This window comes from Streptomyces sp. NPDC051320 (genome assembly GCF_040682175.1).
In the GTDB taxonomy this organism is placed as follows: Bacteria; Actinomycetota; Actinomycetes; order Streptomycetales; family Streptomycetaceae; genus Streptomyces.
In genome coordinates, this window is the sequence record NZ_JBFBAL010000007.1 from 258,146 (window position 1) to 270,534 (window position 12,389).

Below are 12,389 nucleotides of genomic sequence, written 5' to 3' on the forward strand. Positions count from 1 at the left end.
GGTTGAGCCCGCGGCTGTTCTGCGGGAATCGGGCGCGCGGTCGACCGCGCGCCCGCTTTCGGTGGATATCTTCGGCCCATCGTTCGGAGCAGCCGACAGGTGGACCGCGTCATGAACCTTCGCACGACCGGACTCGCAGCCATGGTGGTCCTCGTCGTCATGCTCCCGGCGGCAGCCGCCGCCGGCCCGGCAACCGGTCTCTTCGCCCGCCCCGCCCCGTCCGGAGCATCCGCCCCGTCCGGCGCTGATCGGGCGGGTGCACGGGAGCGGTCCGCAGTTGTGTCCGGAACAGGTGCCTCCACGACGGCCTCCGGCGCACTCCCGCACACCGCGGCAGTGTGCGGGCCCGAGGTGACGTCCCCGGACGGGGTCGAGGCGCAGACCTGCGTGCTGACCGCACGGAGCGAAGCCGGCCCGCCGGGCGCCACTTGGGCGCGCACCTATTACCGCAACGAGACCGGCACGGAACTGGATTCCGTACTGGTTCTCCTCGCGCCCGGCGGCCGGACCGTGGAAATGCACTGCGTGATCGGTACGGAGGACGAGCCGGGGACGTGCGAGACCCCGCGCGACGCGGTGCGCGGAAAGCCGGCTCAGTACACGGCCGTGGCGGAGTTCGCACGGGCGGGCGATGGCGGGGACGGCCCGCTGCTGCTCCGTTCCGGAAGCAACTCGCCGGTGCCGACGGGCCGTTGACGGTCCGGGCAAAGAAAGGGCCCGGCCGTTGGCGACGGGGGATGCACCAACGACCGGGCTTCTAGAACGGTAACAAGAGATCGGCGGTTCGCAAATTCGATCTCACGTATTCGGACAGCGATTTACCTGAGGCCGCAGGTGGTTGTGACCGGATTCACCTACCTCCCCACCTGCGCCGTCACTCTCAGCTGAGGGTGACCTGACGATTGGTGAGGCCACCGCGCGCCCGGCGCTCCTCAGGGGTGAGCGGGGAGTCGTCGGCGAGCGCCCCGGCCAGCCGTTCGGCGAACTCGGCCGCCGGCTTCTCGCACTCCCCGGCGCCCATGGCGCTCGGCAGATCCCACACCGGCACGGTCAGCCCGTGCGCTCGGAAGGAACCGACCAGCCGGGTGCCGACACCGAGCGAGGAGGAACCCGCCGCCTGCAGCCGGGCGAGCGCGTCCAGCAGCCGCTCCTCGGGGTGCGGCATGACCCAGCGCAGGTGGTTCTTCTCCGGTGTCTCGCACCAGTAGGCCGCGTCGGCCGAGGCGAGCTTCACGGTGGGGATGGCGGCCTCGTTCGCCCGCTCCAGGGAGGCGGTGACCTCGGGGGTGGCGTTCTCCGAGTCCGGTACCCAGAATTCGAAGCCGGAGTGCACGACCGGTTCGAAGGCAGCACCGGGATCCAGCAGGTCCTGCAGTCGCGGCCCGTCCGCGGCTGCCTTCTGCGCGGTGACCGGGGTGCCGGGTGCGGCCGTCAGTGCCCGCTGCAACGTGTCGGCCAGGTCCCGGCTCAGGTCGCCGGACGGCGTGTCGTTCTGCAGACCCAGCAGTACAGAGCCGTCGTCGCGGCGCAGCGCCGGCCACGCCATCGGCAGCACGGTCGCCAGCGTCACGGACGGCACGCCCTCGGGCAGCCCGCCCTTCAGGGTCAGCTCGACCGTCGCCGCCGGAACCAGCTCGCGCAGGGCTACCCAGTCCGCCTCGCCGGTCAGTCCCTCGAACGGCCGCTGGATCAGTTCGGTCACGGCATGCGCCGCGGCCCGCCCGTGGCAGGCCTTGTAACGGCGGCCGGAGCCACACGGACAGGGCTCACGCGCCCCTACCACCGGAACTTCTCCGCCGGTGGCCTGCGGGGCCTTCGTCTGGGGACGCTTCTTCGCCATGGTGCGGCTCTCTCCCGACTGCGCTGATGCTGTGTCGGCGCGAGCCTATGGGATCTCCGGCCGGTCGTGCCGGGCTCCGGGCCGGGCGCCGCCCGGCCGTCACCGGGGTGGACCCGGCCGATCTACTGCTCGACTTCGTCGAAGACGTCGCTGAAGTCCCCGAATTCCGGCCCGCGTCCGGCCATCTGTGCGGCGAAGTCCGCGCGCCTGCGCCCCGTCACGAGGACCCAGACGGTGACCTCGCCGGAGGCGTCGTCCCGTACACCCCACTCCTGTGCCAGCGCGCTGATGATGTGCAGGCCCCGGCCGCCGCGCGCGGTGACCGACGGAGTGGCCGGAACCGGTCGGGTGGGCCCGCCGCCGTCGGTCACCTCCACGGTCAGCCGGCCTGCCTTGTCCACTCGCCAGGCGGCGCGGACATCGCCGTCGCCGGCCTCCGACCGGCCCAGCGGCCGACCGTGGCGGCAGGCGTTGCTCAGCAGTTCGGAAAGGATCAGTACAGCGTCGTCGACGACCGTTTCGGACACACCGTTCCTGCGCAACTGATCACGCATACGGTGTCGAGCTTCACCCACGCCCGCAGGACCGTGGGGTACGGCCATGCTCGACGACGTGGGCACTTCCTGTGCCACCACCAACGCCACCCCCGAGACCTCCTTTGCCCCACGCCATCGAGTGGATGCCCCATTGAACTGGGCCGGAAACCGGCCACGGGAGGGCCGGTGACGCACTCGTAACGATCAACCACGTACCGAATGCGCCGGAGCACTCCCTGTGACGGTGGGTGAGGTGGTCGTTCTAAAGGCGGCCCAGTTGGGACAAGACCTGTTTCGGGCGGTTGGTAATGATTGCCTCTACGCCCAGTTCCGCGCAGAGTTCGACATCGGCCGGATCATTCACCGTCCACACGTGCACCTGGTGTCCCGCCCCGTGCAACCGCTCCACGTATTCGGGGTGGCCGCGGATGATCCGCATACCGGGCCCCGCGATACCGGCACCCGCGGGCAGCCGGCCCTCGCGCAGGCGCGGCGAGAGGAACTGCATCAGGTAGACGGTGGGGACGGTGGCGGCGGCCGCCGCGATCCGGTGCAGTGAGCGGGCCGAGAAGCTCATGATCCGTACGGGCGAGGCCTCGCCGGCCGAGGGCCGGTCCAGACCGAAACGGGCCAGCATGGTCAGGAGCCTCTCCTCCACCTGGCCGGCCCAACGCGTCGGATGTTTCGTCTCGATCGCCAGCTCCACCCGCCGGCCGGAATCGGTGACGAGTTCCAGGAGCCGCTCCAGGGTCAGCACGGAGGTCCTCTCCCGGTCCCAGTCCGGGGACTCGTCGTTGTCGGTCCACTCCCGCCAGGATCCGAAATCCAGGGCCGTCAGGGCGGACAACTCCAGCGCGGACACCGCCCCGCGGCCGTCGGACGTACGGTTGACGCGGCGGTCGTGTACACAGACGAGATGGCCGTCGGCGGTGAGCCGCACGTCGCATTCCAGGGCGTCCGCGCCGTCGTCGATGGCCCGCATGTATGCGGCCAGGGTGTGCTCGGGGGCGTCCTCGGACGCTCCCCGGTGGGCGACGACCTGAATGCTGTGCTGTCGTACATGGGTCACCGCGTCATGGTGCCACCGCGAACGGGTAGGCGCAGGTATGCGAGTGCCTGGAGGTGCGTCCCCTTCGCCCGGCATATGCGTCCGAAGTAAGAATGAGGGGCCGATGCACAGCTCCCGCTTACAGTGCCCCGACGTGCTGTGGGAAAAGCTGTCCACAGAAACTTGCACGACACTTGCGCGCAGGCCGTGCAGGCAGACACTTGCACAGCGGGACCCTTACCGAAGACGACGTGGAACCGAGGAGAAAGAGCTGTGAGCACCGAGAACGAGGGCACCGAGGGCGCCGCGGCCGAGCCCGCACGACCCGCACCACCTGCCCCGTCCGCACCTCCCGTGCCGGTTGCCGCGCCCGAAGGCATGCCCGCTTCCGCGCCCGAGGACCCCGCCTCCGACAACACGGCACAGCTCCCGCCCGTGCCCCCGGGTGAGCCCGTAGCGGCTCATTCCGGCGGCGCCGGATGGCCGCCGCCGTCGCACCCCGGCTACGGGGGCGGCGGAGGCGGTCCGGTCTGGGGTGCGCCGCCGCCTCCCCCGCCGCCTTCCGGCAAAAGGCGGGCGGGCGGCCTGGTCGCCGCGGTGATCGTGGCCGCGCTGGTCGCGGGCGGCATCGGGGGCGGCATCGGATACGTCGCCGAGAAGAACAGCGACAACGCGACGGGCTCGACGACCGTCTCCGCGCCGGGCAACGGCCACGAGGTCAAGCGCGCGCCCGACACCGTCGCCGGGGTCGCCGCCAAGGCGCTGCCCAGCGTGGTCACCATCGAGGCGAAAAGCGGCAACGGCCAGGGCGGCACGGGCACCGGCTTCATCTACGACACCCAGGGCCACATCCTCACCAACAACCACGTCGTGGCGGACGCGGCCAACGGCGGTTCCCTGACGGCGACGTTCTCCAACGGCAAGAAGTACGACGCCGAAGTGGTGGGCAGGGCCCAGGGTTACGACGTGGCGGTGATCAAGCTGAAGAACGCGCCGTCCGGGCTGAAGCCCCTGTCCCTCGGCGACTCCGACGAGGTGGCCGTCGGCGACTCGACCATCGCGATCGGCGCTCCCTTCGGACTGTCCAACACGGTGACGACCGGCATCATCAGCGCGAAGAACCGCCCGGTCGCATCGGGCGACGGTTCGGGCAGCAAGGCCTCCTACATGAGTGCCCTGCAGACCGACGCCTCGATCAACCCCGGCAACTCCGGCGGCCCGCTGCTCGACGCCCGCGGCGCGGTCATCGGCATCAACTCCGCCATCCAGTCGGCGAGCAGCGGCGGCCTCGGCGATTCGCAGGCGGGTTCGATCGGCCTGGGCTTCGCCATCCCGATCGATCAGGCGAAGACGGTCGCCGAGCAGCTCATCAAGACCGGCCAGCCGGTCTACCCGGTGATCGGCGCCACCGTGTCCATGGACGACCAGGGCAACGGCGCGAAGATCTCCGACCAGGGCGCCAACGGCGGCACGGATCCGGTCACCCCCAACGGCCCGGCGGCCAAGGCGGGCCTCAAGGCCGGTGACGTCATCACCAAGCTCGACGACACGGTGATCGACAGCGGCCCGACCCTGATCAGCGCGATCTGGACCCACAAGCCGGGAGACGAGGTCAAGCTCACCTACAAGCGCGACGGCAAGGAGCACACGGTCGAGGTCACCTTGGGCCAGCGCAAGGGCGACAGCTGACACGCTAGGCTGTTCCTGCCGCGTCCCGGACCAGGACGCGGCAGGGTGGGTTGCCCGAGCGGCCTAAGGGAACGGTCTTGAAAACCGTCGTGGCGAGAGTCACCGTGGGTTCAAATCCCACACCCACCGCACAGGTTGAAGGCCCCTGACCAGCAATATCGGTGAGGGGCCTTCGTCATGGGCGTTGCCTCTTGATGACCGCGATTCCCCATGAGTTCCCGGTCGATCGGGCACGGATGGGGCACGGGCTTCAGTCGCCCTGGAACCACAGATAGCTGCCCGGGGTGGTGACGAACCGTCGCACTGGCTGAATCGTTACGCACGACCATTGGGGTATACGTGCAGCAATGCGCACCGATGGGGCACGGCGGGGTTTGACCGGCCCGGGGAGGCGCTCGAAACTGAGCCGCCACCTCCCACGGTCCATAGGTACTCCTGAAGTTGGTGATCCATGCGCATCCTCACCTCGGCGTCTCTGGTGACGGCGGCGACAGCCGCGTCGCTGCTGCTCGGCCCTGCCGCGTACGCGACGCCCCCCGGTGACAACGGGACCGTGAAGATTCACGACGCCAAGACCGGCGAAGAACTTCACAAGAACGAGCCACACGTCTGCACCTTCTATCTCGACGCCTTCGGATTCGACGGCGGCCAGAAGGTGGACTGGTCGATCGTCGCGATGCCGCCGACCGGCAGCAAGGGCGCCGAGGCGGACAAGGGTTCCCTGACCCTCGACGGGGCAGGGCACGGGCGAACCGGGAACCTGTCGTTGCCGGACGGTCATTACAAGCTGATCTGGAACTTCGACGGCGAGCACGGCCGGGCGAAGCACAAGGTCTTCTGGACCGACTGCAAGAGCGAGGGCGGGACGCCGGGCGGTAAGCCGAGCGGGAAGCCGTCGGCGGAACCGAGCTCGACGGCCTCGCAGGAACCCTCCCAGAAGCCTTCGGGCGCACCGGCCGATACGCCGTCGGATGAGCCGTCGGTGAGCGCTTCGGCCAGTGCGGTGGCGCCTGCTCCCTCGTCGAACGGCGGCGGCGGGAACCTCGCCGAGACCGGCACCTCCGTGGTCGGCATCTCCGCGGCCGCCGCACTGCTGCTGGGCGTCGGCGGCGCGCTGACGCTGCGACGCAGGACGCGCGGCCAGGGCTGACACCCCGTACGGTGGCGCCGGCCCGCACGCGTGGTCGGCGCCCCCGCTCCGCTCGGCCGCCGGGGCGGAGGATCAGTGAGGCCGCAGAGTTTCAGCGGGCGTAGACCGCGACGAAGTCCCGGGTCGCCGTCGTGTAGTAGCGCTCGGGCGGGTTCTCGAAGTCGAGGATGTTGGCCGGCTTCGGGTTCGCCGGGTCCCGTGTGCCGTCGTAGCTCATGAAGGACGGCCACGCCCGGTTCATGTCCAGTGGCATCGCACGGACCGCGCCCGCGCGCTGCATCAGCTCGGCGAGCGTACGCGCCGACAGGGCCTGGCCGACCACCATGATGATGTCGCCCTTGGCCGTGACGCCGACGCCGGAGCGCTCCACGAACATCCGGCTCTGATCGGTCGCACCCCACTTGGAGTCGATTCCGATGCCCGGAACGACCTGTCCGCCGTCGACCATCAGCTCGAGGCACTGACGGACGCCCACCACATCGCCGGTCATCCGCACATCACGCCCCCAGACGCCGATCCTGAGGGAACCGTCCCGGTAGAAGACCTCGGAAGCGGCGCCGTCGCGGAGTGTGCCCACGGTGCGGCCGTCGAGGTAGAAGCCGCCGTGCGAGCCGCCGTCGCTGACCTTGAACCCGCCGTTCCAGGTGGCGACGAGTCCGGTGCGGCTGCCCTTGGGGACCGTCGGTGGGACGGAGAAGCTTCCACCCGGCTCGCGGACGCCCGGGTGCAGTTGGAAGCGTGCGTGCCCGGCGTCGATCCAGGCGACCGCCGCTTCGTACGAAGTGTGGCTCGCGTCCGGGCGTACGTAGGTGCCCTGCACGATCGGCACGCCGTTTCCGGCCGAGGCCAGGGCCCGGTACACGCCTTCGCCGTCGAGCGCCGGGGTGACCAGAGGGCGCACGGGGGCGTGCAAGGCGGTCCGGGCGCCGTGGGTGTGGGGCGGAACCGCCGCTTGCCGCATCCGGGCCAGCGCGTCGGCGGGCAGGGTGCCGCCGACCTTCGGCGGATCCAGGTCGTACTTGATGTTCTCCAGTTTGTCGACCACAGGGCCCAGCTGGTGCTCCCGCGCCCAGCCCGCGAGCCGCGCCGCTGTGCTGTCGTCGCCCGGGTAGGTCAGCGCGCCGGCGACGGACCATCCCAGCGCTGCGCTGCAGATCAGGGCGAGTGCGAGGAGGCCGCGGGTGGTCCTGCGGTCCGGGAATCGCAGGCGTCGGCGGGGCCTGGCATCCGCTTCCTCGGGCATGGCGCTCCTCCGGGTGATGAGCCGTCAGGTGACCCTCCAGCGGATCGCAGCTGACGGGTTCGCGCACGCCGGGAGGGCCATCCGAGTGGTGTTGATCCGAAGAACGCCGGTTTGTGTGGGTTGGTCATACACCATCCCGTGCTGATCCGCATCATGTGAAAAGTACGCAGAACCTTCCATTCGAAAAGTCGCTGTACATCCCGGAGATGAGGCTCGTCATGACCAGCCAGGCCATGAAGGCGTGGACCGCCTTCACCACCGCGTTCTTCGCGCTCGTCGCGATGCTCGGGTTCGCCACCCCGGCCAAGGCCGCCGCCCGCGTTGCCGCCCGGCCGGCGCCCGCCGACCGGACGGGGCTCTCGGGTCGCACCCCGGGGATCCCCGCCGTGCGGACGTCTCCGGAATCGGAATCGAGCCCGGCGTCGAAATCGGCGTCGAAACCTGCGTCGAAATCGGCGTCGGCATCTGCGTCGGCAGCCGAAAAGGCCGACCCGGCTCCGGTGATGCCGCTGGCCTGGTGGGCGCTGCCCAAGGCCCGCTCGCTGCCGCCCACGATCAAGCAGCGCATCCGCGCCGAAGCGCACGGCTCCACGCCCAGTACCCGCCGCCTCCCGCTCGACTCCGAGGCCGGCTCGGACGAGGCGGCCATGGACGCGGCGGTCGGCGAAGCGGTTCTTCAGCCCGCCTGATCCGTGCGGTCGATACGCAGCGACCGCGGAGGCGGAATCGTCAGGCGGGCTGCCGAGGCGATGGTGGCACGAGCTTCCTGCTCGGTGAGTCCGGTCCGCACCGCCGCATCGACGAGAGAGCCGGCGAGATCCTCGCCGAAGCCGTTCTCGTAGGCACGGCAGGCAGCCCAGAACAGACGGGTGTTGCGCTGCCCCTGATGGGCGGCGAGTACGAATTGCACCAGGCCATGCCCCTGTACGGGCCGGCCGGTGGAGTACCGGGGACGCGCGGGAGGCGTGAGAAGACGGAGCAGAGCGCGAGGACAGGGCGCCGGCGCGAGATGCGCCGTGCCGGGTGCGAGGCGGTAGATACCGTGGGCCGTGAGTGAACCGGGCCCCACGAGATAACCGCCGGCGCCACGAATGTCGATGCCGGGAGCGAGCCGGCTCGCCGAGTTGGGGACGACCCTGTCGGGTGGTCCGGTCAGCCAGAGATGGCTCCCCCCGCTCGGAGTGAGCACGACGACGGTCTCCGGGATCGTGAACAGATGCTTGAGTGCGAGGCGTTGCAGAGCGGCCGCTGAGTCGGTCTCTGCCTTGGTGTCGAGGTCGATGCCGATCAGATGGTGTGGTGACCGGCCGCAGGCGATGCCGTAACCGGTGGCCCAGGGCGCCGCCGCGAACAGGGTGCGCACGGTGGCGGGATCCGTGGTGGCGTCATGGACGCCGTGGCCGGGACGGCCGCATTCGCCGCGGCAGAGGACCGTCGGGCCGGGCTCGTCGCGGTGCGGTGAGGGGAGCGCCGGGAGTTTGGTGCGGGACAGCGGGATGACGGGGAGCCCGCGCTCCGCGGCGGACAGCGCATGGGCGAGGGCCAGGGTGGCGGAGTGCCGGTCAATGGCGGCCATGGATTGAGTATCGTACGGTCGTTCGAATAAAGGAAGGGCGGCAGCTGCGGAATCGCCCGTTCCGGAGAAAGGGGCGGAGCGCTCGGCCTTTGGGGCGCCTCGGATCCGGCGGGGCGAGCGGGCGGACCCGCGGGTTCCGTCGCGGTGAGGGTTTATCGACTTAACGTCACGCTTGCGAGGGAATCAGACCTTCCAGGCTGGTTCGCCGGGGGTTCGGTGGGCAACTCTGATCTTGCGACAGTCGTGAACCACCACCGGAGCGGTCGGCCAACTGCCCGGAACGCAGCCGTACTTCTGGTTCCTGGAGGAATTGACATGGCAGACATCCGTACCGCTCGCACCCTTGCCGCTGTCGCCGCGCTGCCCTTGGCGGCCGCCCTCTTCACCGGCGTGGCCTCCGCGGACAACGGCGCCATCGCGGGCAGCGGATCCAACGCCAGTGTGGCCACCATCAGTGGCAGCGGCGTCGGGCACGACAACAACGGCAACTCGACCACCACGCAGCAGGTCGCCACGGGACCCGGAGCATCGAACCAGAACAACACCGCGAGTATGAACGGCTTGGGATTCACCAGCGTCAACCAGGGCACCTACACGGTGAACTTCACCAACCTCTGGTGACCCACGAACCGATCGGAGCGGAAAGGCGGGGGGTGCGCGGGGACGAACGGAGACGCGTGAGGGGTGAATGACGATCCGGGCGGCGGCGCCGAGGTGCCGCCGCCCGGACGGCTCCGGTGACCCTGGCCCGCGGACCCTGACGCGGGCGGGCCGTCCTCCACCTTCAGGATGTGCAGGTACCTCCACCCCTACAACCTGAGGGGGACCCGCCTTCGGCACCTGTGGCCGATCTGCTGACCGGGGTTCGACTTCTAGCGTGGACCTATGACCACGCCAGTCTGTACCAGCGCAGCGAAAGCCATGGCGCCGTACCCGTCGTTCGCCAGCTATGTACGGGTCCGGGGGCCCGTGCTGCTGCGCACGGCCCGTTCCCTGACCGCCAATGCGAGCGACGCCGAGGATCTCCTGCAGACCGCGCTCACCAAGACATACGTCGCGTGGGAGCGGATCGAGGACCATCGCGCCCTGGACGGCTATGTGCGCAGAGCCCTGCTGAACACCCGCACCTCCCAGTGGCGCAAACGCAAGGTCGACGAGTTCGTCTGCGAAGACCTGCCCGAACCGGCCCCGGTGGCCGCACCCGACGCGGCGGAACAGCAGGCGCTGCGGGACGCGATGTGGCACGCGGTGATGAAGCTCCCCGACCGGCAGCGCGCGATGCTGGTGCTCCGGTACTACGAGGACCTCAGCGAGGCGCAGACCGCCGAAGTGCTCGGCGTCTCGGTCGGCACCGTCAAAAGCGCGGTGTCCCGGGCTCTCGGCAAGCTCCGTGCGGACCCGGAACTCTCGCCGGACGCACTCACCGGCTCCTGACATGCACTGATCACTGTGAGGCGGCGCAGCGGATTTCCTGCGGCGGGTAGTGACATACCAAGCGGTATGTGCGCAGAATTGCGCCAGATTACCCATGCGTAGGCAATGCCGCCCCGGGAGGACGCCGTGCTGAGCACGATGCAGGACGTACCGCTGACAGTGACCCGCATGCTCGTCCACGGCACGCTGGTGCACGGAACATCCCGGATCACCACCTGGACCGGGGACTCGCGGCAGCCCCAGCGCCGCTCCTTCGCCGAGACCGGAGCGCGGGCGGTCCAGCTGGCCAACGCCCTGCGCGACGAGTTCGGGATCGACGGCGACCAGCGGGTCGCCACGTTGATGTGGAACAACGCCGAGCACGTCGAGGCCTACTTCGCGGTCCCGGCCATGGGAGCCGTACTGCACACCCTCAATCTGCGCCTCCCTGCCGAGCAGCTGGTGTGGATCGTCAACCACGCCGCGGACCGCGTGATCATCGTCAACGGTTCGCTGCTGCCGCTGCTCGCACCACTGCTGCCCGATCTGCCCACCGTCGAGCACCTGGTGGTGAGCGGCCCCGGTGACCGTGCGCTGCTGGAGGGGTGTGAGCCGGCCGTCCATGAGTACGAGGAACTGATCGCCGGCCGACCCACGACGTACGACTGGCCGGAGATCGACGAACGGCAGGCCGCGGCCCTCTGCTACACCTCGGGCACCACCGGTGAGCCCAAGGGCGTGGTCTACTCCCACCGTTCGATCTACCTGCATTCCATGCAGGTCAACACGGCCCAGTCGATGGGGCTCACCGACACGGACACCTCGCTCGTCGTCGTGCCCCAGTTCCACGTGAACGCCTGGGGGCTGCCGCACGCGACGTTCATGTCGGGCATCAACATGCTCATGCCGGACCGGTTCCTGCAGCCCGCTCCGCTCGCCGACATGATCGAGCAGGAGAAGCCCACACACGCTGCGGCGGTCCCCACCATCTGGCAGGGCCTGCTCGCCGAGGTGACCGAGCGCCCGCGCGACCTCAGCTCCATGAAGCGGGTCACCATCGGGGGTTCGGCCTGTCCGCCCGCGCTGATGGAGGCGTACGACAAGCTGGGCGTGCGCCTCTGCCATGCCTGGGGTATGACGGAGACCTCCCCGCTGGGCACCAACTCCAACCCGCCCGCCGGTCTCACCCCGGAGGAGGAGTGGCCCTACCGCGTCAGCCAGGGCCGCTTCCCGGTCGGCGTCGAGGCGCGGCTGGTCGGCCCCGATGGTGTCATCGCCCCCTGGGACGGCAGGACTGCCGGGGAGCTCGAGGTGCGCGGTCCATGGATCGCCGGTGCCTACTACGGAGGGGCCGGCGGCGAGGACTTCAGGCCGGCGGACAAGTTCAGCGCGGACGGCTGGCTGAAGACCGGTGACGTCGGCACCATCAGCCAGGACGGCTACCTGACGCTCACCGACCGGGCCAAGGACGTCATCAAGTCCGGCGGTGAATGGATTTCGAGCGTCGACCTGGAGAACGCGATCATGGCCCACCCGGCCGTGGCCGAAGCCGCGGTGGTCGCCGTACCGGACGAGAAGTGGGGGGAGCGCCCGCTGGCGACCGTGGTGCTCAAGGAAGGCGTGAGCGTCGGATGCCAGGACCTGAGGGAGTTCCTCGCGCGGTCCGTGGCCAAGTGGCAGCTGCCCGAGCGGTGGGCGATCATTCCGTCGGTGCCCAAGACCTCGGTCGGGAAGTTCGACAAGAAGGTGCTCAGGAGGCAGTACGCGGACGGGGAGCTGGACACCACCACGCTCTGACCTGCGGGCCGCCCGCGGTCCGTTCGATCCGGTCAGCCGTCAAGGGTGGTCGCGCGAGGTCCGCGCGGCCACCCTTGGGGGTGCGTTCACCCAGGAC

12 protein-coding genes and 1 tRNA gene are annotated in these 12,389 nt (G+C 69.8%); 8 read left to right on the forward strand and 5 right to left on the reverse strand.

Going from position 1 to position 12,389, the window contains the following annotated elements; all coding sequences use genetic code 11:
• The first annotated feature begins 111 nt into the window (after positions 1 to 111).
• A complete protein-coding gene (locus AB0M87_RS17955; protein WP_365853878.1) occupies positions 112 to 696 on the forward strand; it encodes a hypothetical protein in 585 nt (194 codons plus the stop codon).
• A gap of 184 nt (positions 697 to 880) precedes the next feature.
• Here AB0M87_RS17955 and AB0M87_RS17960 read toward each other — a convergent pair whose 3' ends face one another.
• The 3 genes from AB0M87_RS17960 to AB0M87_RS17970 form a co-directional block, all read right to left on the reverse strand.
• Entirely contained in the window at positions 881 to 1,840 is a 960-nt protein-coding gene (locus tag AB0M87_RS17960; protein ID WP_365853880.1) for a DUF5926 family protein, read from the reverse strand.
• 122 nt (positions 1,841 to 1,962) lie between these two features.
• Positions 1,963 to 2,571, reverse strand: coding sequence for an ATP-binding protein (locus AB0M87_RS17965; protein ID WP_365853882.1), 609 nt, complete (start codon positions 2,569 to 2,571; stop codon positions 1,963 to 1,965).
• Positions 2,572 to 2,638: 67 nt separating this feature from the next.
• Positions 2,639 to 3,445: a glycerophosphodiester phosphodiesterase gene (locus AB0M87_RS17970; RefSeq protein WP_365853884.1), complete on the reverse strand. Its 807-nt coding sequence runs from the start codon at positions 3,443 to 3,445 to the stop codon at positions 2,639 to 2,641.
• Between the two features lie 252 nt (positions 3,446 to 3,697).
• On the opposite strand from AB0M87_RS17970, the gene AB0M87_RS17975 reads away from it, so the two are divergent.
• The 3 genes from AB0M87_RS17975 (at position 3,698) to AB0M87_RS17985 (ending at position 6,263) form a co-directional block, all read left to right on the forward strand.
• The gene (locus AB0M87_RS17975; RefSeq protein ID WP_365853886.1) at positions 3,698 to 5,113 is read left to right on the forward strand and encodes a trypsin-like peptidase domain-containing protein; all 1,416 of its coding nucleotides are present in this window, start codon (positions 3,698 to 3,700) and stop codon (positions 5,111 to 5,113) included.
• A 44-nt stretch (positions 5,114 to 5,157) separates the two neighbouring features.
• A tRNA-Ser gene (locus tag AB0M87_RS17980) sits at positions 5,158 to 5,242 on the forward strand.
• Positions 5,243 to 5,564: 322 nt separating this feature from the next.
• A complete protein-coding gene (locus AB0M87_RS17985; protein WP_365853888.1) occupies positions 5,565 to 6,263 on the forward strand; it encodes a hypothetical protein in 699 nt (232 codons plus the stop codon).
• A gap of 91 nt (positions 6,264 to 6,354) precedes the next feature.
• Here the strand turns inward: AB0M87_RS17985 and AB0M87_RS17990 are convergent, their stop codons facing one another.
• Complete coding sequence (locus AB0M87_RS17990) at positions 6,355 to 7,506, reverse strand: phosphodiester glycosidase family protein (protein WP_365853890.1); 1,152 nt, start codon at positions 7,504 to 7,506, stop codon at positions 6,355 to 6,357.
• A gap of 218 nt (positions 7,507 to 7,724) precedes the next feature.
• Here AB0M87_RS17990 and AB0M87_RS17995 point away from each other — a divergent pair, with 218 nt between their 5' ends.
• A complete protein-coding gene (locus AB0M87_RS17995; protein ID WP_365853892.1) occupies positions 7,725 to 8,195 on the forward strand; it encodes a DUF6344 domain-containing protein in 471 nt (156 codons plus the stop codon).
• Here the strand turns inward: AB0M87_RS17995 and AB0M87_RS18000 are convergent.
• A complete protein-coding gene (locus AB0M87_RS18000; RefSeq protein ID WP_365853894.1) occupies positions 8,183 to 9,082 on the reverse strand; it encodes a bifunctional DNA primase/polymerase in 900 nt (299 codons plus the stop codon). The two genes, AB0M87_RS17995 and AB0M87_RS18000, sit on opposite strands and share 13 nt — an antisense overlap.
• 315 nt (positions 9,083 to 9,397) lie before the next feature.
• On the opposite strand from AB0M87_RS18000, the gene AB0M87_RS18005 reads away from it, so the two are divergent.
• The 3 genes from AB0M87_RS18005 (at position 9,398) to AB0M87_RS18015 (ending at position 12,292) form a co-directional block, all read left to right on the forward strand.
• The gene (locus tag AB0M87_RS18005) at positions 9,398 to 9,703 is read left to right on the forward strand and encodes a hypothetical protein (RefSeq protein ID WP_365853896.1); all 306 of its coding nucleotides are present in this window, start codon (positions 9,398 to 9,400) and stop codon (positions 9,701 to 9,703) included.
• 264 nt (positions 9,704 to 9,967) lie between these two features.
• The gene (locus AB0M87_RS18010; RefSeq protein WP_365853898.1) at positions 9,968 to 10,516 is read left to right on the forward strand and encodes a SigE family RNA polymerase sigma factor; all 549 of its coding nucleotides are present in this window, start codon (positions 9,968 to 9,970) and stop codon (positions 10,514 to 10,516) included.
• 126 nt (positions 10,517 to 10,642) lie between these two features.
• Positions 10,643 to 12,292 (forward strand): long-chain fatty acid--CoA ligase, encoded by a 1,650-nt coding sequence (locus AB0M87_RS18015; protein ID WP_365853900.1) that lies wholly within the window; start codon positions 10,643 to 10,645, stop codon positions 12,290 to 12,292.
• Positions 12,293 to 12,389: the final 97 nt, after the last annotated feature.